Origin of the sequence: Thiocapsa imhoffii, from assembly GCF_016583985.1 — a bacterium.
Classification (GTDB): domain Bacteria; phylum Pseudomonadota; class Gammaproteobacteria; order Chromatiales; family Chromatiaceae; genus Thiocapsa; species Thiocapsa imhoffii.
In genome coordinates this window covers 178,904-197,005 of record NZ_NRSD01000001.1, presented here as the reverse complement: position 1 = coordinate 197,005, position 18,102 = coordinate 178,904, and the positions used below count along the sequence as shown (strand labels likewise).

The window sequence follows — 18,102 nt, the reverse complement described above, 5'->3', positions numbered from 1 at the left end:
TTGGCAAGCATCCGCCACCCGAGTCCAGCGCGCTCGACCGCACCATCCACCTTGCGCCCGCAGGTCACCCATCATGTTCGGATTTGGAAAAAAACATCCCAAGCCAGCGCCGGCCGAGGCCGTGGCGCTCGAGACGCCGCCCCCCGCGGCCCCCGCTCCGGCGGAACCAGCGCCAGCACCGGCCGCATCCGCGCCCCGGCCATTCGGCATGCTCTCACGCCTCCGCGAGCGACTTACGCGCACCCGCGAGCAACTCGGCGACGGCATCAGCACGCTCTTCGTCGGGCGCAAACGGATCGATGACGACCTCCTCGAAGAGATCGAAACCCTGCTCCTGACCGCCGATGTCGGGGTCCCGGCGACGACGCGGATCATGGATCATTTAAGCGCGCGCGTGAAACGCAAGGACCTGTCAGACCCCCAGGCCCTGGTCGCCGCGCTCAAGGAGCAACTGCGCGAGATCCTGCTTGCCGGCGACACCCCGGTCCGCCAACCCGCGCCCGGGCGGCCGCAGGTGATCCTCATGGTGGGCGTGAACGGAGCCGGCAAGACGACAACGATCGGCAAACTCGCCAAACGGCTGCAGGAGGACGGCAATCAGGTCATCCTGGCCGCTGGCGACACCTTCCGGGCGGCGGCGGTCGAACAACTGCAAACCTGGGGGGAGCGCAACGCGGTCACAGTCATCGCACAGCAGACCGGGGCGGACACCGCCTCCGTGATCTTCGACGCGCTGCAGGCCGCGACCGCGCGCGGGGCCGATGTCCTGATCGCCGACACCGCCGGGCGTTTGCACACCAAGTCGAATCTCATGGATGAACTCGCCAAGGTCGCGCGCGTGATGAAGAAGATCGACCCCGACGCACCCCATGAGGTGATGCTGGTGGTGGATGCGACGACCGGACAGAATGCGCTCACCCAAGCCCTGCACTTCCATCAAGCCGTCGGCCTCACCGGCATCACCCTGACCAAGCTCGATGGCACCGCCAAGGGCGGCATCCTCTTCGCCATCGCCGAACGCCTCCAGGTGCCGATCCGCTTCATCGGTGTCGGCGAGTCGATCGACGATCTGCGCCCCTTCAACGCCGACGAATTCCTCGACGCACTGCTCAGCTGAGGGAGCCCTGCCGTGATCTCGTTCGAGCACGTCCATAAACGCTATCCAGAGCGGGGCGATGCCCTGACCGACTTGAGCTTTGAGTTACAAGCCGGTGAGATGGCCTTTCTGACGGGGCACTCCGGAGCGGGCAAGAGTACCCTGCTGCGCTTGATCGGCCTGCTCGAGCGACCGACCCGGGGGCAGGTCATCGTCAACGGCCGCAATCTCGGTGCCCTGCCACGGCGCAAAATTCCCCAACATCGCCGTCAGGTCGGCATGATCTTCCAGGACCACCGGCTGTTAGCCGACCGCAGTGTCTTTGACAATGTCGCGCTCCCCCTGGTGGTCGCCGGTCTCGGGCACAAAGAGATCGGCCGCCGCGTGCGGGCCGCGCTCGATCAGGTCGGACTGCTCGCGCGCGAACGCGCTACCCCGGTGGCCCTGTCGGGCGGTGAACAACAGCGCGTCGGCATCGCCCGCGCCGTCGTCGGGCGCCCGCCGCTGGTGGTCGCGGACGAGCCCACGGGAAATCTCGACCCGGATCTCTCGCTCGAGATCTTCCGCTTGTTCGAACGCTTCCATCAGGTTGGTGTCACCCTCCTGATCGCCACGCACGATCTTGGGCTGGTGACGCGCATGCCCTACCGCAGGTTGACCCTCGCGGATGGGCGCCTCGAGAGCGACTCGCGGAGCCGGTGATGATGATGATGATGATCAAGAAGCAACACGCCCGCGCGCGCCAGCAACACCCTCGCCTGCTCGACTTGCCTGGCCTCTGGTTGAACCGACATCTACAGAATGCCGTAGCCACCCTCGGCCGACTCATGCGCACGCCCCTGCCCACGGGTATGACGGTCGCCGTCATCGGGATTTCGCTGGCACTGCCTGCCGCGCTGTTCGTCGCAACCGAGAATCTGCGCACCATGGCCGGCGGCTGGGAACAAGCCGCCGCCGCGTCACTCTTTCTGCGTCAGGACATCGATGACGAGGAAGCCAACCGCCTCGCCGAGCGGCTGCGCGCGAACGGGGCCTTCGCCCAGGTCCATCTGATCGACCGCGATCAGGCCTTGGACGAATTCCGTGAACTCGGCGGCTTCGAAGACGCCCTCTCCCAACTCCAGCACAACCCGCTTCCCATCGTGCTGGCACTCTATCCGCATCCATCCGAATCCTCGCCCGCGCGACTCGAGGCGCTGCAAACCGAACTGATCGCGCTCCCGGAGGCCGATTTCGTGCGGATGGACACCCTCTGGCTGCAACGCTTCCAGGCCATCCTCGACCTCGCACAGCGCGCCGTCATCCTCCTGGGTGGGTTGCTCGGGCTGGGCGTCCTCTTAATCGTGGGGAACACCATCCGGCTCGAGATCCTCAATCGCCGCAGCGAGATCGAGATCATGGAACTGGTCGGCGCCACCGCGGCCTTCATCCGCCGTCCCTTCCTCTATACCGGCGCCTGGTATGGCTTTCTCGGTGGCATGATGGCCTGGTTCCTCGTCACCATCGCCGTGATCCTCCTGCAACAACCGGTCTCCCGCCTGGCCACCCTCTATCGCAGCGAATTCCCGTTGTCCGGGCTTGGCCCCCTGGCCCTATTGACCATCCTGGCGGGGAGTATCACCTTCAGTCTGATTGGAAGCTGGATCGCGGTGAACCGCCATCTGCGCGGCGCCGACGCACTCTGACCTGACCGCGAACGGGAGCACCGAGTTTGCCATGACGACCTCAAGCGTGCGGCCGCGCGTCGCCTTGCCCTCTCTCACCCTGGTCCAGCGTCTCGGCCTGCTGGCGGGCGTGGTGGCCTTTATCATCCCCTTGGCGATCGACATCCCTGGGCTGGAGCCGGCTGGCGAGCGGATGCTGGCCATCTTTCTATTGGCCATTCTTCTCTGGGTGACGGAGGCCATTCCGCTCTATGCCACCGCGACCCTGGTCATTCTATTGCAGGTCCTGATGCTCTCGGATCAGGCCCTGGTCGGCGGAATCGGGCCCCTGCCGCCGGCCGCGAGCTACTTCGCGGCTCTTGCCAATCCGGTCATCATCCTCTTCCTCGGTGGTTTCCTGATCGCCGATGGCGCGCACAAGTACGGGCTCGACCGCAACCTAGCCGCGGTTCTCCTGCGCCCCTTCGCCGGCAATGCCCGCCGCAGCGTGCTCGGGCTCATGGCCATCACCGCGCTCTTATCGATGTTCGTTTCCAACACCGCGACCGCCGCGACCATGTTCGCGGTCGTCATCCCGATCCTCGCCGCCCTGCCAACCGGACCGGCACGCACCGGTGTCGCCTTGGCCATTCCGGTCGCCGCGAATGTCGGCGGGATCGGCACTCCGGTTGGTTCCCCGCCTAACGCGATCGCCCTCGGCGCGCTCGAGGCCCAAGGCCAGGGGGTCTCCTTCATCGGTTGGATGTTCCTCGCCGTGCCCCTGATGCTGGTCGTGCTGCTGTTCGCCTGGTGGTTTCTGACGCGACGCTACATCAAGGCGGACACGCCCTTGGTGCTCGAACTCTCGGCCAATTTCGACCGGTCACCCGCCGCGATCATTTTCTATGTCATTGCCGGCTCCACGGTGTTGCTCTGGCTGACCGAACCGCTGCATGGCATCTCCTCCTCCACCGTGGGATTCATTCCGGTGGTTGCGCTCCTGGCCACCCAGGTGATGAGCGCCGATGATCTGCGGCGTTTGCAATGGCCAGTCCTCTGGCTCGTCGCTGGGGGGATCGCGCTCGGTGCCGGTATCGGCAATAGCGGTCTCGATGCCTGGCTGATCGGCCTCCTGTCCTGGGACGCCTTGCCACTCGCGCTCTTGTTGCTGCTGCTCGTGGGGGTCTCGGTCGGTCTCTCGACGGTGATCTCGAACTCGGCAACGGCCAACCTCCTCGTCCCCCTTGCCTTGAGCCTCGCGATCGGCTTGCCCATCGACCCGACCGCGGTCGGCGTGATGGTGGCACTCGCCTGCTCGCTCGCCATGGCCCTGCCCATTTCCACCCCGCCGAATGCCGTCGCCTACGCTACTGGCGAGGTTCCCACCAGTGCCATGGCGCTCAGTGGCTTCGTGATTGGCGGCTTCGGCGCGCTCTTGCTAGCACTGGCCATGCCCAGCCTCTGGGGTGCGCTAGGTCTGCTATGACCGCTCCCGCCTCCCCTCTTGACGGATGCGGCCGGCGCGACGAGCGTAACGCGGAGGTTGCCGGACCGCCGTGGTGCCACGCGCTCGTCATCGCCCCCCCGCCGCTAGCCGCGACCATCGCCGAAGATCTCGCGCGCGGTCTGTCCGGCCTCCTCGCGGTCACCTGCACGCCCGACGCCGAGGCGGCGGTGTCCCGGATCGCGGCCGCACCCGATTGGATCGTGCCGCTGATTCTCATGGTAGCCACTGAGGTACCCATCGATGATCAGCTCAGGATCCTGGACCAGGAGCCAGCACTGCGCACCGCCAGCCTGCTCCTGCTGACCGACCGCGCCTGGCATGAGGATGTCACCCTCGCGGTCGATCAGAATCGTCTGCAAGCCGTGATCCACGCGCCCTGGACGACCGGCACCCTGGCGTGGCTCGCCCGCGCCCAAGTGACACGCTGGCTCGGCGCCAACCGTCCTCAGGATCCCCAGACCCAACAGCTCGTCGCGCCCGACGGCCGCCCGATGGCGCCGCCCGAGAGCGATCTGTTGCGCTTGCTCGAGCTGGAGACCATGGACGTGGCCACGCAACTGCTCGCAGGGGTGGAGCGCGTTTTGGGACCCTGTGCGCGCCTGCGCCTCCCGGCGGGCACCCGCTTGATCCAGGAGGGCGTCGACGTCGACGCCGTGCTGGTCGTTCTCAAGGGCCGCGTGGCCCTTGATCGCGCGGCGCCCAGCGGTGATCTGCGCCTCCATCACGATTCCACCGGCGCGGTCGTCGGTCTCCTGTCCCTGGCCCGACAGCAACGGGCCTTCTTTACGGCGCGCGCCACCACCGAGGTCGAGGTCGTTCATCTCTCCTTCGAGCAACTCGACCGCGCCTTGGCGGTCGACCCCTCATTGGGTGCGGCAATGGCCGCGGTTTCGATCCGTGCGCTGGCCAATCGGCTGCAACGCGCCGATCAACTGCAGATCGAGAAGACGCGACTCAATCAGGCCCTCGAACGTGAGCGCCAAGAGCTTTCGCGGACGCTGCATCAACTGGAGCAGGCCCGTTTGGAACTGGTCGAGCAAGCCCGCTTCGCGATGCTCGGCGAACTCGCCGCGGGGATTGCGCACGAACTGAACAACCCGGTCGCCGCAATGCTGCGGGCAACGACCTATGTCGGCGAGGATCTCGAGCGCGTGCTGGCCAGCCATCCGCAGGGTGCCCTGGCCCGCAGCGTGTTCGAGGCGGAACGTGAGCGCGCGCCGCGCAGCACCCGGGAGGAGCGCGCCATCCGACGACATCTCGAACAGGCCCTTGGTGATCCGGCGCTCGCCCAGCGGCTGTTCGAGGCCGGGATCGAAGAGCCCGAGCGTGCACGCGCGCTCACTGCCGACCCGGCGCGTTTGGAGTTGGTCGAGGCCGCTGCCGGCATCGGCTCGGCGCTGCGCAACCTCGAAGTTGCCTCGCGCCGCATGTGCGAGCTGGTCACCAGTCTGCGCACCTATTCCCGCCCCAAGGGTCAACCGGTCAGCGGCATCGACCTCCACGCCGGGATCGAGGACTCCCTGCGGCTGATCGCGCATCGTCTCGGGCGCGTCGAGCTCGAGCGCCACTATGGCGAATTACCAACGATTCGCTGCCATCCCGGCGAGTTGGGCGAACTCTGGACCAACCTCCTGGCCAATGCCCTGGATGCGCTCGATGAGACCGGCCGCATCCGACTGATCACGGACGCCCCCACCCCTCAAGCGGTGCGCGTGCGTGTCCAAGACAATGGCCGCGCCATCGATCCCGCCATCCTGCCGCGCGTCTTCGAACCCCGTTTCACCACCAAACAGGGGGCGGTGCGCTATGGCCTTGGGTTGGGCCTGGCGATCGCGCGGCGGATCGTCGAGGCCCACGGCGGGACCATCGATCTCACCTCCGCGACCGGCGGGACCCAGGTCACCGTGGTCCTGCCGGTCGCGGGTCCACCTGACTAAGTGCAGGCTACGAGCGGGGACGACGCATCATGAGACTGGCACTCTTGATCCTGGAAGACGAGCGGGCGGTGCGCGAGGCGCTCAGACGTGACCTCGCGCCCTTCGCCTCGCACATCCGCCTCGAGGAGGCGGAGGACGTCGAGACGGCGCGAGACGTCATCACGGAGATCGACGCCGACGGGGACCAGCTCGCCCTGGTGCTCGCCGATCATCGCCTGCCGGGAACCAGCGGGGTCGACTTCCTCATCAGCCTGCGGACCGACGAGCGGGCGAGCATGGCGCGCACGATTCTCGTCACGGGTCAGGCCGATCAGGAGGACACCATCCGCGCCATCAACGAGGCGCAACTCGACCGCTATGTCGCCAAGCCCTGGCAACCCGAACTGCTGTGCCAGATGGTGCGCGAACAACTCACCGACTATGTCGTGAGCAGACGGCTCGACCCGCTGCCACACCTGCCCGCGCTCGATGCCGCCGCGGCGATGACACTGCTGCAGGATCGTGGCGATTTCTAAGCCTGATCCCGATCGCCAATCCCTGGTCATCCCGGGTCCACACCCACGCCGGCGTCACCGTCGCGCGTTGAACTGGCCTGCCGGGTTAGCCTTGTCCGACGCCCATCACCAATGTCCAGACAATGAACAGACCAGTGAAAATAAATACCATGATTGTTTAGGGTCAACTGAAACCTCGGCTCGCCCGCCCGATTCCGGATTAATTACACAAATATCTGATTTAAAGTCGAATTTTTATCCATCAGTCTTACCTATCACTCTCATCGGAAGATACAATCTCGATTTCCTGACATTTTACCTTGCTGAATTGCCCCGCCTCTCCTAGAGTCAGGTGAACTTTTGTCGCGGTCTCAACTCCAAATCCCCGCCGAAAGTGCTGGTAAAATTCCGAGTGTTAAGCTAGGATAAATTTCACAGTCACAGACTCAGGTATTGGAACATGGCCAAAGATTTCGCTCTCATGCCGACGGGTACCATCGACTCCTACATCAGTGGCGCATATCAGATTCCGGTCCTGACGCCGGAGGAAGAGAAATCACTGGCGATTCGCCTGCGCGATCACGGTGATATGGATGCCGCCAAGCGCTTGGTGACCTCACACCTGCGGTTCGTGATTCGGATCGCGCGCGGGTACCTAGGCTATGGGCTGCCCCTGCCCGACCTGATTCAAGAAGGAACCGTTGGCCTGATGAAGGCGGTACGTCGCTTCGAGCCCGACATGGGCGTGCGTCTCGTCTCCTTTGCCGTGCACTGGATCCGCGCCGAGATCCATGAGTACATCCTGCGCAACTGGCGGATCGTGAAGGTCGCGACGACCAAGGCGCAACGGAAACTCTTCTTCAACCTGCGCAGCGCCAAGAAGCGCCTCGGCTGGTTCACAAAGGAGGAGGTCGAGGCCGTGGCCGCCGACTTGGGGGTGAAGCCCGAAACCGTCCTGCAGATGGAGTCACGGCTTGCTAACCAGGATATGTCGTTCGACAGCCTCGAGGATGACGACGACGATTCACCCTCGGCGCCCTCGACTTACATCCCGGATCTGCGCATGGAACCGGCGAAGATGCTCGAGCGTCAGGACACCGAACGCGACCAACACGAGCGTCTCCACGCCGCGCTGCAGGGACTCGACGAACGCAGCAAGACGATCCTGCGCGAGCGGTGGTTGAATGAAAAAAAGCAGACCCTGCACGAACTGGCCGAACAGTTCGGGGTGTCCGCCGAACGGATTCGTCAGATCGAGAAGAATGCCATGAAGAAGCTGCGTCTCCAGCTCGAAGTCTGATCCAAGACCAGCTCACAACGAGTCGACCGCCAACGGGGTGTGGTGTGAACCACGCCCCGTTTTCATTCACTCCGCGCCCTGATGGACCATGATAGGTGGTCTTCATCCGTCAAGCTCCTCCCAATGGGTCGAGATGGTCTTGATGATCATCGCCTGGCGCGAAATCACCGCTGCGCATGCCAGGTTGTCGTCACGACCGGGGATGGCTTTGTAGATCCACCAGTGTTCCACGTCCTTTTGCTTCACGGCTCGCGTGGTATGTTTGGCGAGTTTCATTTTCACCACGAGCCAAGACCCTGAAAGATGTGGGCGGTGTTCGGGACCGCCGTGCTCGCACGCCCCGGCGCTGCGCTGTCCTGCTCAGATTAGATACCAGCCCACACCATCCTGGTTTGGTCGTTCGGCCAGCAGGGCAATCGGCACCCGCCGGAAGAACTGATGATGTTGGTACTGGCTTGCCATGCTTACGTTCCCTGTCGGTCGGATTCCCCGTAGTATATCCGTGGCACATATGAAGGCTCGGTAGCCGCTGAGTCAACGTCGATGACGATTTCACCCCGTTCTCCCCGATGCTCTTGAACATCAAGACTGGGTACGGCGGCATCCCGCGCGTGGCGAACGACGACATCGTGATTCTGGTGTCCAGCCTGCGTCGTGCGGAGCAGGATGGGTTGCGGTTCGTCTTCACGAACCGGCACGCCTATCTTGCCGCCGCAGAGTATTTCAACGATCTGGCGGACCTCGGCCGGGTCGACTGAGATATCCTCCAGCGCCGCGATTTCCAACGCGACCCGGAGGATCCGGATAAGTTCGAGCGCTATCAGGCCGAGGCGCTGATCCATGTTCGGCTGCCAGCGGATAGCTTGCTCGGAATCGTCTGCCACTCCGAGGCGCTGATGGATGGCTTGATGGCGGATGTGAACGCACTGGGGCTGGATCTGAAAGTCATCTGCCGGCCAACCTGGTACTTCCGATGATCGAATTCACCCAAGGCAACCTGTTGGACGCGGACGTCGATGCGATCGTGAACACCGTTAACACGGTTGGTGTGATGGGGAAGGGCATTGCATTGATGTTTAAGGAGAAGTATCCGGAGAACAACAGGGCCTACATGGCCCACTGCAAGACCGGAGACTTCAAGCCTGGAACCCTGTTTATGACCAAGCAGAGCGATCTTCTCGGTCCGACTTGGATCGTGAACTTCGCGACAAAAGAACATTGGCGCCGCCCGAGTAAGATGGAATGGATTGAGTCGGGTCTACGAGAACTGCGGGAGTTCATCGAGTCGAACGATGTGCAATCAGTCGCCCTCCCACCCTTGGGTGCCGGCAACGGCAAGCTTGAGTGGCACGAGGTGAGGCCGCGCATCGAGCACGCACTCAAGGACTTGGAGTCGGTTCGCGTCGTCGTGTTCGAACCGACGAGCAAGTATCAGAATGTCGCCAAACGCACGGGTGTTCAGAAGCTCACCCCGGCCCGCGCGATGATTGCGGAGCTGGTGAGGCGCTATTGGATCCTGGGGTTCGAGTGCTCGCTCCTGGAGATCCAGAAGCTAGCCTGGCTGCTGGAACGCGCCATCGAGCGTCACGGGCTCGACAACCCGCTCGACCTGCGTTTCAAGGCAGACCGCTATGGACCTTATGCCCATCGACTGCACCACCTGCTCGATGGTCTCGACGGCAGTTATCTGCATTGCGACAAGCGATTGGCGGATGCCGGCCCCCTTGATGTGATCTGGTTCGACGACGCCAGGAAGGAGTACGTGAGCACCTATCTTGCCGGCCCCGAGGTGGCGCCTTATCGCGAGACGTTCGATGAGACCGTCGCCCTGATCGACGGGTTTCAGTCGCCGCTCGGAATGGAGCTCTTGGCAACCGTAGACTGGCTTCTGAGCCGCGAGGGTTGCGAGCCATCGCTTCCGGGCGTGATCGCGGGCCTGGATACCTGGCCCGGGGGCGAGGATGCCGGTGAGCGCAAGCGCCGCCTCTTTAATGATCGTTTGATTGGTTTGGCGCTTGATCGACTCGCCCTTTGAAAGGACGATGTTTTCAGGCATACACCGTTGATTCGCTAACCGTCGCTCACAGGCCCGCCTGCAACTCTCAGCGAACCGGATACGCCATCCGCCATTACTGACGCAGGGTAGCCCTGCATCAGGCCACGCTCGCGAAACGACCCTTCTCCAACAGCCCGAATCCAACGTCGAGCCACTTGGGGACTGGGATCAGCGCATGGCGTGGTAGCCACCGTCTCAAGCAGGAGAAGATATTAAAAAATATCATTCAAAATCGCGTCCCCGCTAAGGGCTGTGAATGCACCAAACGTCGAACTCACTCGAAAGTGAGCATCTCGCTTTGGACGCGCTTTAGACCTCAGCCGATCGCCTTGCCCGCGTGCAGACGTTCGTGAATCCACCTGGAGCTTCACATCGACAACTGTCCGGGGCGCTTCACCCACCGCTATCGTTGGCTCAGAGGCCACCGGGGCGGCTTCAGGGGCTAACGGCTCGGTGCCATCGTCAGGGGCAAGAACGAGGCTCCAACTCAATTGTCTTGATAGCGTGACGACAGTAGTCACCGCCTCCGACACCCACCGCCTCGATCTGGTCTTCGGCGTCAGCTAAGGCGACTCCATCAAGCGGGCGCAGGCGGTGCTGGAATGGGTATATCGCTTACGAACGCTTCGCCGCCGGGCGACCGGAGGTAAGCCATGCCCAATGCTGGGCACATTGCCAGCAGGGCAATCGGCACCCGCCGGAAGAACTGATGGTGTTGGTACTGGCTTGCCATGCTTACGTTCTATACAGACTCTCAGGTTCCCTCGGCCAGTATCTCGGAGTGCACATAGCGCTGAAACTCTGTGATACAGGTAAAGCAACGAAAACCCGCTTGGCTCGCAATCGCGATGGTGTCGGCGGTTTCATTAAGAAGCAAGGCGACCGGCTGGCTCAGCTCTTCCTGAATGCCGCTCGGCCAGGCAAGATCGAGCACGGCTTTCTGCTCTCCGGTATCAGGGTCCGCGAAGTCATAGGGCAGCATGCCGCGCGGTAGTCCCATTGTTTCCATCCAGTTGTTCAATTCATTGAGTCGAGTCTCTTCTTCCTCACTGGTAATCCCACCAAGCACCTTGGAGGGCTTGGATGCCATGACCGAAGAACCGGACAACCAGCCGGTGTCACCGTGCAGTAGCTCTTCCATCCGCTGGTTGACCTCGGCGGCGAGCAGCGCCTTGCGTGCTTCGAGGAAGTCTCGGAAATTCGCGATCTTCCACAACTCGGGATCATCCGGAATCCACTGCGACGCCAGCGCGCCGGGGTGCGCCTGCTCGACTGCGGGGAAGTAGACCTCCGGCAGCTGGTCACGGATATCGAGGTTGGTGTCCTTGGTCAGGAAGCAGAAATTGCCCAGCGCATTGACCTCCGGACGTTTGAAGTCACGCTTATAGAGCTGCGCCTTCGGAAAAATGTGGTGAACCTCCAATCGGCTCATCTTGCCGAGCAAGCTCGACTTGAGCGGCAGCCCGGTGCCCCAGTCGCGGGCGAGACCCATCCGGGTGAGCAAATAAAGCACGGGATAGAAGCGTGCCCCAAGGCTCCAGCCGGTGAAATGGCCCGGCTCGACGCGCAGCCCGCCGTGCCACAGTCGCAATTGCTCCAAGAGCTTGTCCAAACCGCCATCCGTGCCTTCCAACGCCGCCAGATCCTGGTCGATGAAGGATTCAGTCGAGCCCGAAAAACGCCCCCACATGCCCGCTTGCACGAACCAGAACAACAGCTTGTCGCGCTCGATCTCATCCATCGACCCACTGCGTCGATCCAGGTAGCGCACCATGACCGGCACGCCGAAGCGACCGAAAAAAACTTGGTCGTGATCCAGTCCCAGCCGCCCGCTGATCAAGTTCAAGCTGGTATCGATATGCTTGATCGCGCGCTTCAGACCGTCCTGGACCTCTGCCGCCGTCTTTTCATGCAGATATTGGAACTTGGCTTCACCCGTGAGGACCGTGTTGACCGAGCGGAGAAGCCAGTCGAGGCTGAAACGATAATCGGACTTTGCCCATTCACTCAGCTTCGCCTTCATGGTGTCGCGCGCCTCGGGCCAGTCGGCGCAGATCTTGGCCAGGGCTAGGTCGCCCTTGGAGAGTTTGGTACCGCCGCTGTTGACGCGATTGAAGATGTCGACCACCACGTCGAGTGACTTGTCGGCGCCGGTCACCTCCTCGGCATGCAGGTCGATGTCGGTCACACTGACCAGACGAGTCAGCCGCCCCACATAATCACCAAACTTAGCCGCCAACTCCGGCTGCGCGTTCAAACGGACCATGAACTGCCCCAGCCCGGCCGTTCCTTTCTGCATCAACTCGGTCACGTCGATCCAGAGCGGATCGTCCTGCATCTTCACGGGCTGATAAAAGGCGAAGGTCTCGTTCTCCAGATGGAACCGCAAGCCTGTGAAGGTCTGGGCGTTGCCATCGAAGAATTTGGGCGGCTTGCCGCGCACCACGCCGTAAAGCGAGGTCATTCGCTGCTGACCATCGAGCAGAAGCTTCACCACGCCGGCAGCCAACGGTCCATCGCCACGATGCGCGGCGGTCTTGGACTCTGTTGCCCAGACCAGCAGCCCACCAACCGGGTGACGACGGTAGAGCGAGTCGAACAGCCCGCGAACCTGGTCGCGATTCCAAACGTAGCCGCGTTGAAACTCAGGCAAGGCCATGTGGCCACTGTCGATATGGTCAAGGATGGTGGAAATCTTCATACCAGCTCCTCGGAGCCGCTCAGTCAGCGATCACTCCATTTTGCGCTGTTTGAAGAGGGGATGGTATGGCTGTATGGCTGTATGGCTGTATGGCTGTATGGCTGTATGGCTGTATGGCTGTATGGCTGTATGTCTGATGTTGTTGGGTTGAGTTGTTGCGGTCGTTCAACTTTGCATCTTGGATCCGAACCGCACCGATCGAGGAGCCATTAAGGGGCACGAAAGCGGCGATTTGATCCGAAATGAGACGTGTTGATGCTAGTGTAACTGCTTTTTTTGATGCTCACAGGGGCGGAATCGAACCACCGACACGAGGATTTTCAGTCTCTGTTCCGCCCGGCCTGAAAGGCCCCGGAGAGACCCAAAGGTCCTTTCATGGATGCAGATTTTAAAGGATTTATCGTTTTTTTAGTCCCCGTGTCCTATCCTGTCCTCAGCGGGTATTTCTGGTCCTAAAAAGACCCTGAAAGGACCCAGGAAAAGTGTGGCACCGAGACCGCAAGCTGGTCGCGCCGACCAGTGCCGACGGCGAGGATGTCAATCGGGCTGGCGGATCAGCGAGGCCATGTCGCTACCGAAGGCGAGTCAATCAGCGTGCCGACATCGGCCGTCCATCGCTTGACCGGCCATGTCGTCAATCAGCGCGATGCCCACGACGGCTATATCAACTTCGACGCCAACGACCTTGCTCCGCACCTTCAACGTATCTCCGACGCATTGGAGGGGCTCGCGCAGGGTAACAAGGGCGACGTCGTCACCCTGTACTCGGGCACCGACGCGCCTGCCGAGCAACCGGCCTCCCTGCCTCGCGGTCCCGTGCATGAGGACCACGACGTGAAGATCACGTCAATCAACCAGGAGCCACGCCATGCACAACGCTTGCCTTGACCCGGCCACGATGGCGCGTCTGCACGCCCTGGCAACGCTGACCGGACGCCCGGAGACCGACCTTCTCCGTGAAGCGGTGGCGGCGTACCTGGAGGATGTGGAGGACATTCGCGCGGCCGAGGAATCCCTGCGCGAGATCGAGAGCGGGGGCAAGCCGTTGACATTGGACGAGCTGGACGCGTACCTCGACCGTGACCTGGCGCGTTGAAGTCGCACCGCGAGCGGTCCGCACCCTCGCCGGGCTGGACCGGGCGGCACGCACCCAATTCGACGCTTCCTGTCCGAACGCCTGGAGACTGAAGCCGACCCGCGACACCTCGGTCGGCCATTGAGCGGGCCCTTGGCCGGGCTGTGGCGTTACCGCGTCGGCGATTACCGGTTGATCTGTCGCATCGAAGACGGCCGATGTATGGTCCTGGTGTTGGAGATCGGGCATCGGCGCGAGATTTACCGATGAGCCGGGCGCCATCTTGGCCTGCGCGACGCTAGATAGACGGTACCGAAGAAGCCTAGTTCGGCCAACCGAAACGGCGTCAACCTTCACGCCCTGGCTTTGCCTCCTCCGGAAGTCCGTGTTCTGGTCAAGTCGCAGCGGACACGGATTAAGCAGCAACCGCTAAAAAATGTTGCTGTGGGGTGATGTACCCCAGGGACGAGTGGAGCCGGTCGCTGTGGTACTCCATCTCGACAATCCGATCATGGGGCCAGTCACGGCTCTGTCCCCGCATCCCCCAGGGCGATGGCCTCAGACATCTCCTCCAGTGAGATCGGGCGCGCCGGCTTGGGGAGCATCCCCTTCAGGCGCACCACCGACGTGGTCCGCGGCACCAAGCGAAGGACGTTGTTCTCCTCTAGGATGAGCTCCACACGGTCCCCGGGGGCCAGGTGCAGCTGCTCACGCAGGGCCTTGGGTAAGGTGATCTGACCTTTGCTGGTGATGGTGGCTTGCATCGAGGACTCCTGACATTCTTGATGACCCTTGCATGATTCTCACTCTAAGGAGCGGCAAGGTTGCGGGACGACTCTGCGGCTAGAGGCCATGGATCTCGCCCGCCAACTCGTCGGGGGTGACCTGGCAGGCGGGAACGCGGCGGAGGGCAACTCCTCGAGGAACTCCACCCGGCTCAGCCCGGCGAGTTCGGCTGCCTTGCCCTGGGAGACGACCTCCTGGGCATACCATTGCACCTCGGCGGCGATGACCTCGCGCGCTGTGGAGCACGCGCACGAACTCGCCGCGGCGGGCGGAGAAGGAGCCGCGCAGGGCCACGCGCAGGTTGGTCGGGCTGCCGGTGTTGCCGATGAGCTTGCCCAGGTCGTCGGTGGCGGTGGTCATGGTCGATGACTCCGGTAGACGGGCCGCCGGTGGTTCTTATCCATTCTCCCCCGCCAGTTCCAGCATTCGTTGAGTGAGACGATCGCTGATGCGAATATCCGAAGCGTGCAAGCGAGCGATAAATGGTGCGACACGCTCAATGATTCCTGCGTGTTTGGCGAGCAAAAGGATGCCCTGACTACCGGTAATTGCGATCTGATTGTAACGTGCTACTTTTCGTGCGCGTTTATCATCGACGAGCAGGTAATCGGCATGGAGATGTTTATACAGTGCCATGGCCTCGAGCTCTCCCTGCCCGAGTCCCTCGGCAGCAATTACAAAGTCCGTTATGTCAATGGTACGAACTTTGTCGGAAAGATAGCCCCGCAACGTCTCGGCCGCAGGCTTGCCTTCCACCGTCACTTCGTCGAACACCGCCTGCGGCACGCTTACGTCATCAAAAAGTTGCTCAAGCAGATGCAAAGCATCGCAAACGACCAGCGCAACCAGGGCGGAACTGTCAGCGATAATCAGCATGAGCAGCAGGCCGCGTGTCTTTCAAATGCTCGAGATCGGCGTCCAGTTCATCCTCGTCATAATCGATGACATCGATGCGATGCCGCCGACAGGCCGCCAGAAAGGTGTAGCGGTCGACCTCGGCAAATTCGCAGGCACCGCCTGCGGATAACTGCCCGATTTGAAACATCAGCAGCGCGGTATATAACTTGAAGCGTGCAGCCAATTCGTCTGTAGTCGTATCGAGAAGATAACGATCGGGTATATCGAGAATGACTTGCATGGTATGTACTCTTATTGTCTTGATCGAAATGGATCATCAGGTTACCAGGACGCTCACGGCAAGGTCGTCGATGGTAGCGCGTGTGGTCATGGCTACTCCGTTGGGTGCGGACTCGGGTTTTCCGAGAGCCACTGCTCGATGGCCTCGCCCTCTGCGAGAAGGGCGGGTTCGTCTAGGGTGCCGTCGATGAGGGACTCGACGCCCGCGCGAGCCGCGCTGATCAGACCGCGAGATTCCCGTCGGTTCGCATCAAAGCGACGCACGTCGTTGCCGATGCCAGTTTCTGTCTCTTCACCGAAGCGAGGAATTTGCAGTGCCCGCACGAAGTCGAGACTGACGTAGCTAATAACGCTGTTGGAAGCAGCGCGCTTCTTTTGCACAGCGCCGATTGGTCCAACAAGCACCGCTGCTAGAAAGTGCGGGTCGATCTCCGGCTTAGGGCGAATGCGGAAGACACTGCCATTGACCAGGTAGCCATCAGCCTCCTCCGGGCAAACTGCACCGCCTGCGATCATCCCTTTCACCTCCAATAGAACATCACCAGTCCTCACAATGCCCTTCGCGTCGGCGTAGGACCGTGGAACTCGAAGGGCGTTCTCCTCCTCAACGTAGAGATGCCTAATGTCGATGGCCCGAAGGAAGCGCAGGTCGCCGGACCGTAGTCCGCGCTGTCGGGAAGAACACCATAAGAACCCGAAAGCATTAGGCTGGCGAGTGACTCCGTCGGATGCGACTCGATCCACGCATCAGCGGCAAGGAAATGAGGTTGGTAGAATTCGGCGTCCAACCGCGCAAACTGGAGGCCATCGCTGTCTAGCCAGGACGTGCGCTGCTTCGAACGTGAGAATGTCCCTTTCAATCCATCTATCGTGGACTCTGCACGGCGAAGGGCTCGTTCTCCCGTTTCTCGCAGCCGCTCCGCCTTGCGGACCTTGTTGCCGATGGCGCGCTGGATGACCGGGTCGGGATAAGGTACCTCCAGCAGAGCCAGGTCTGATGTGCCAAGCGTAGGCTGCGCTGTGACCTTCTGCATGGATATAAGAATGGTCTGACCAAGCTGGCTGCGGAGAAATGAGTGCAGGAAGTAGGGATCGACCTTCTCCTCGTTCACAACCGCCGCAATTATTTTCGAACTGATCGTCGAGCCCGCAAGGTGACTTGGAAGAACGCCCGTGTGAGGATAGATCCCGACTCGTGCGAATAATAGTGTCGAGGCGGGGTACGGTTTGAGAGACTTCGCTTGTTGCGTCGCGCGAGATATGCGCCAGCCGGGCGCTGATGTGAATAGTGGCGAGGTGATGTCGGTGGGCTGGACTAGAACGACATCGCCCGCTCGGTCATGCTCGTCCTCGGTGAGGGCCGATCCAAACGGGCCGCAGTCGAGCTGTTTGCAGAGGTTTCCGAGTCTTTTGGTCGCTCCGTAGCTCCTAACTCGCGCACGCGAAGCAGTGGCTGTCGCAGAGTCATAGCGGCTGTCTAGACGACCTTCCAGGGCAGAAACGTCGACCCAGTTGGTGTGGGTTCTCATTACTCTTCCTCCCAGCCAGCGAGCCAGGCCTGATCGACCTGCTCCTCGCGCATGGCGCGTAGGGCCTCGGCCTTGTAGAACTCCAGGATCCCGCGTCCGCGCTCCTTGCGCTTGACGATCTCCACCCCGGACTGAGCGTACCAGAGGGGCAGCGGCAAAGCGTGGCGGGCGTCGAAGTAGGTGAGCGCCAGCAGGTCGCCGGCGAGGGCGTCCAGCGCCTCGGCCCCGCCCCGATCCACCCAGGCTGCAGCCGAACCCAGCGTCTCCACATACACCAGCTGGCCGCGCAGGCTCGTGAGGTAGTCGGTCCAGAGTCACCCGCCGCGGATTGACCGAGGTCCCGACACGGGGTACTTCAAGTGCCGGATCCGGAGCTTTCCGCTGGTGCGGGTCATCGGGTTCATCGGGTGTGAGCCCTTCCATCACATCGCTGCATGGCTGGCTCGGGGAACGCGAGTCCGTCTCGGTCGGTCGCGGTGTGATAGTACCGCGAAATCTGCAGATATGGGGCGGCTTGACCCACCGTGCTCGCAAGCGGGCTGGGGCCAATGGCCGGTGCTTGATGCGGGCGGATCCTGCAGTGGAAAGGACCCAAATTTGAGGACGGCAGGGTGGGCTGAGCTAACTATTTGTTTTGATGGTGCCCAGGGGCGGAATCGAACCACCGACACGAGGATTTTCAGTCCTCTGCTCTACCAACTGAGCTACCTGGGCTTAAGCGCTGTTAGCCCGAGGGCTGACAGGCCGCTTATTAAATCCGTAAGTTGTGTGGACGTCAAGACCGAACGCCTCGAAAGGGGCGGGAGCGGGGATAGTTCGCGACGCGGCCTCGCAGGTCGGA

General features: G+C 62.1%; 20 protein-coding genes, 1 tRNA gene and 1 pseudogene. 12 read left to right on the top strand and 10 right to left on the bottom strand.

Translation table 11 applies throughout. The features are described 5' to 3' along the window. Window positions 1-73: 73 nt before the first annotated feature. From ftsY to rpoH, 7 genes are all read left to right on the top strand, one after another. Window positions 74-1,117: a signal recognition particle-docking protein FtsY gene (gene ftsY / locus CKO25_RS00890; protein ID WP_200386019.1), complete on the top strand. Its 1,044-nt coding sequence runs from the start codon at window positions 74-76 to the stop codon at window positions 1,115-1,117. Window positions 1,118-1,129: 12 nt separating this feature from the next. Continuing rightward, the gene (gene ftsE, locus CKO25_RS00885) at window positions 1,130-1,798 is read left to right on the top strand and encodes a cell division ATP-binding protein FtsE (protein WP_200386018.1); all 669 of its coding nucleotides are present in this window, start codon (window positions 1,130-1,132) and stop codon (window positions 1,796-1,798) included. Further along, the gene (gene ftsX, locus CKO25_RS00880; RefSeq protein WP_338115037.1) at window positions 1,798-2,781 is read left to right on the top strand and encodes a permease-like cell division protein FtsX; all 984 of its coding nucleotides are present in this window, start codon (window positions 1,798-1,800) and stop codon (window positions 2,779-2,781) included. The genes ftsE and ftsX overlap by 1 nt, the downstream gene beginning before the upstream one ends. Window positions 2,782-2,812: 31 nt before the next feature. Then, window positions 2,813-4,225: an SLC13 family permease gene (locus tag CKO25_RS00875; protein WP_200386017.1), complete on the top strand. Its 1,413-nt coding sequence runs from the start codon at window positions 2,813-2,815 to the stop codon at window positions 4,223-4,225. After that, window positions 4,222-6,183, top strand: coding sequence for an ATP-binding protein (locus tag CKO25_RS00870; protein ID WP_200386016.1), 1,962 nt, complete (start codon window positions 4,222-4,224; stop codon window positions 6,181-6,183). Before CKO25_RS00875 ends, CKO25_RS00870 begins: the two co-directional genes overlap by 4 nt. Window positions 6,184-6,212: 29 nt before the next feature. After that, window positions 6,213-6,698: a response regulator gene (locus CKO25_RS00865; RefSeq protein ID WP_200386015.1), complete on the top strand. Its 486-nt coding sequence runs from the start codon at window positions 6,213-6,215 to the stop codon at window positions 6,696-6,698. 439 nt (window positions 6,699-7,137) lie between these two features. Next, the gene (rpoH, locus tag CKO25_RS00860; RefSeq protein ID WP_200386014.1) at window positions 7,138-7,977 is read left to right on the top strand and encodes an RNA polymerase sigma factor RpoH; all 840 of its coding nucleotides are present in this window, start codon (window positions 7,138-7,140) and stop codon (window positions 7,975-7,977) included. A 102-nt stretch (window positions 7,978-8,079) separates the two neighbouring features. Here the strand turns inward: rpoH and CKO25_RS00855 are convergent, their stop codons facing one another. After that, the gene (locus tag CKO25_RS00855; protein ID WP_200386013.1) at window positions 8,080-8,253 is read right to left on the bottom strand and encodes a DUF4258 domain-containing protein; all 174 of its coding nucleotides are present in this window, start codon (window positions 8,251-8,253) and stop codon (window positions 8,080-8,082) included. Window positions 8,254-8,540: 287 nt separating this feature from the next. Between CKO25_RS00855 and CKO25_RS20955 the strand changes: the two are divergent. After that, a pseudogene (locus tag CKO25_RS20955) lies at window positions 8,541-8,954 on the top strand (DUF4433 domain-containing protein); the annotation flags it as partial. Further along, window positions 8,951-10,012 carry a type II toxin-antitoxin system antitoxin DNA ADP-ribosyl glycohydrolase DarG gene (gene darG / locus CKO25_RS00840; protein WP_200386011.1) on the top strand — a complete coding sequence of 354 codons (1,062 nt, stop codon included), beginning with the start codon at window positions 8,951-8,953 and terminating at the stop codon, window positions 10,010-10,012. The pseudogene CKO25_RS20955 and the gene darG, both read left to right, overlap by 4 nt. A gap of 775 nt (window positions 10,013-10,787) precedes the next feature. Here darG and CKO25_RS00835 read toward each other — a convergent pair. After that, complete coding sequence (locus CKO25_RS00835) at window positions 10,788-12,734, bottom strand: GmrSD restriction endonuclease domain-containing protein (protein WP_200386010.1); 1,947 nt, start codon at window positions 12,732-12,734, stop codon at window positions 10,788-10,790. 534 nt (window positions 12,735-13,268) lie between these two features. Here CKO25_RS00835 and CKO25_RS00830 point away from each other — a divergent pair. The 3 genes from CKO25_RS00830 to CKO25_RS00820 are packed head-to-tail and all read left to right on the top strand — an operon-like array spanning window position 13,269 to window position 14,079. After that, window positions 13,269-13,622 (top strand): hypothetical protein, encoded by a 354-nt coding sequence (locus CKO25_RS00830; RefSeq protein ID WP_200386009.1) that lies wholly within the window; start codon window positions 13,269-13,271, stop codon window positions 13,620-13,622. After that, window positions 13,603-13,830 (top strand): type II toxin-antitoxin system RelB family antitoxin, encoded by a 228-nt coding sequence (relB, locus tag CKO25_RS00825; protein WP_200386008.1) that lies wholly within the window; start codon window positions 13,603-13,605, stop codon window positions 13,828-13,830. Before CKO25_RS00830 ends, relB begins: the two co-directional genes overlap by 20 nt. A 57-nt stretch (window positions 13,831-13,887) precedes the next feature. After that, on the top strand, window positions 13,888-14,079 hold the full coding sequence (locus tag CKO25_RS00820; RefSeq protein ID WP_200386312.1) for a type II toxin-antitoxin system mRNA interferase toxin, RelE/StbE family: 192 nt from the start codon (window positions 13,888-13,890) through the stop codon (window positions 14,077-14,079). 251 nt (window positions 14,080-14,330) lie between these two features. Here the strand turns inward: CKO25_RS00820 and CKO25_RS00815 are convergent, their stop codons facing one another. The 8 genes from CKO25_RS00815 to CKO25_RS00780 form a co-directional block, all read right to left on the bottom strand. Then, window positions 14,331-14,573, bottom strand: coding sequence for an AbrB/MazE/SpoVT family DNA-binding domain-containing protein (locus CKO25_RS00815; RefSeq protein WP_200386007.1), 243 nt, complete (start codon window positions 14,571-14,573; stop codon window positions 14,331-14,333). 39 nt (window positions 14,574-14,612) lie between these two features. Then, window positions 14,613-14,807 (bottom strand): UPF0175 family protein, encoded by a 195-nt coding sequence (locus CKO25_RS00810; protein WP_338115036.1) that lies wholly within the window; start codon window positions 14,805-14,807, stop codon window positions 14,613-14,615. 184 nt (window positions 14,808-14,991) lie between these two features. Beyond that, window positions 14,992-15,471, bottom strand: coding sequence for a PIN domain-containing protein (locus CKO25_RS00805; protein WP_200386006.1), 480 nt, complete (start codon window positions 15,469-15,471; stop codon window positions 14,992-14,994). Then, complete coding sequence (locus tag CKO25_RS00800; RefSeq protein ID WP_200386005.1) at window positions 15,455-15,733, bottom strand: UPF0175 family protein; 279 nt, start codon at window positions 15,731-15,733, stop codon at window positions 15,455-15,457. Before CKO25_RS00800 ends, CKO25_RS00805 begins: the two co-directional genes overlap by 17 nt. Before the next feature lie 92 nt (window positions 15,734-15,825). After that, on the bottom strand, window positions 15,826-16,248 hold the full coding sequence (locus tag CKO25_RS00795) for a restriction endonuclease subunit S domain-containing protein (RefSeq protein ID WP_200386004.1): 423 nt from the start codon (window positions 16,246-16,248) through the stop codon (window positions 15,826-15,828). A gap of 32 nt (window positions 16,249-16,280) precedes the next feature. After that, entirely contained in the window at window positions 16,281-16,844 is a 564-nt protein-coding gene (locus tag CKO25_RS00790) for a restriction endonuclease subunit S domain-containing protein (RefSeq protein ID WP_200386003.1), read from the bottom strand. A 416-nt stretch (window positions 16,845-17,260) separates the two neighbouring features. Next, window positions 17,261-17,536: a hypothetical protein gene (locus CKO25_RS00785; protein ID WP_200386002.1), complete on the bottom strand. Its 276-nt coding sequence runs from the start codon at window positions 17,534-17,536 to the stop codon at window positions 17,261-17,263. Window positions 17,537-17,899: 363 nt separating this feature from the next. Beyond that, window positions 17,900-17,975, bottom strand: a tRNA-Phe gene (locus CKO25_RS00780). Between the last annotated feature and the right edge of the window lie 127 nt (window positions 17,976-18,102).

Excerpts from the sequence above, each read along its gene's own strand:
- ftsY (WP_200386019.1), top strand. The coding sequence starts at position 74 with ATGTTCGGATTTGGAAAAAAACATCCCAAGCCAGCGCCGGCCGAGGCC.
- ftsX (WP_338115037.1), top strand. The coding sequence starts at position 1,798 with ATGATGATGATGATGATCAAGAAGCAACACGCCCGCGCGCGCCAGCAA.
- CKO25_RS00875 (WP_200386017.1), top strand. The coding sequence starts at position 2,813 with ATGACGACCTCAAGCGTGCGGCCGCGCGTCGCCTTGCCCTCTCTCACC.
- CKO25_RS00870 (WP_200386016.1), top strand. The coding sequence starts at position 4,222 with ATGACCGCTCCCGCCTCCCCTCTTGACGGATGCGGCCGGCGCGACGAG.
- CKO25_RS00865 (WP_200386015.1), top strand. The coding sequence starts at position 6,213 with ATGAGACTGGCACTCTTGATCCTGGAAGACGAGCGGGCGGTGCGCGAG.
- rpoH (WP_200386014.1), top strand. The coding sequence starts at position 7,138 with ATGGCCAAAGATTTCGCTCTCATGCCGACGGGTACCATCGACTCCTAC.
- CKO25_RS00855 (WP_200386013.1), bottom strand. The coding sequence starts at position 8,253 with ATGAAACTCGCCAAACATACCACGCGAGCCGTGAAGCAAAAGGACGTG.
- darG (WP_200386011.1), top strand. The coding sequence starts at position 8,951 with ATGATCGAATTCACCCAAGGCAACCTGTTGGACGCGGACGTCGATGCG.
- CKO25_RS00835 (WP_200386010.1), bottom strand. The coding sequence starts at position 12,734 with ATGAAGATTTCCACCATCCTTGACCATATCGACAGTGGCCACATGGCC.
- CKO25_RS00830 (WP_200386009.1), top strand. The coding sequence starts at position 13,269 with ATGTCAATCGGGCTGGCGGATCAGCGAGGCCATGTCGCTACCGAAGGC.
- relB (WP_200386008.1), top strand. The coding sequence starts at position 13,603 with ATGCACAACGCTTGCCTTGACCCGGCCACGATGGCGCGTCTGCACGCC.
- CKO25_RS00815 (WP_200386007.1), bottom strand. The coding sequence starts at position 14,573 with ATGCAAGCCACCATCACCAGCAAAGGTCAGATCACCTTACCCAAGGCC.
- CKO25_RS00805 (WP_200386006.1), bottom strand. The coding sequence starts at position 15,471 with ATGCTGATTATCGCTGACAGTTCCGCCCTGGTTGCGCTGGTCGTTTGC.
- CKO25_RS00800 (WP_200386005.1), bottom strand. The coding sequence starts at position 15,733 with ATGCAAGTCATTCTCGATATACCCGATCGTTATCTTCTCGATACGACT.
- CKO25_RS00795 (WP_200386004.1), bottom strand. The coding sequence starts at position 16,248 with ATGATCGCAGGCGGTGCAGTTTGCCCGGAGGAGGCTGATGGCTACCTG.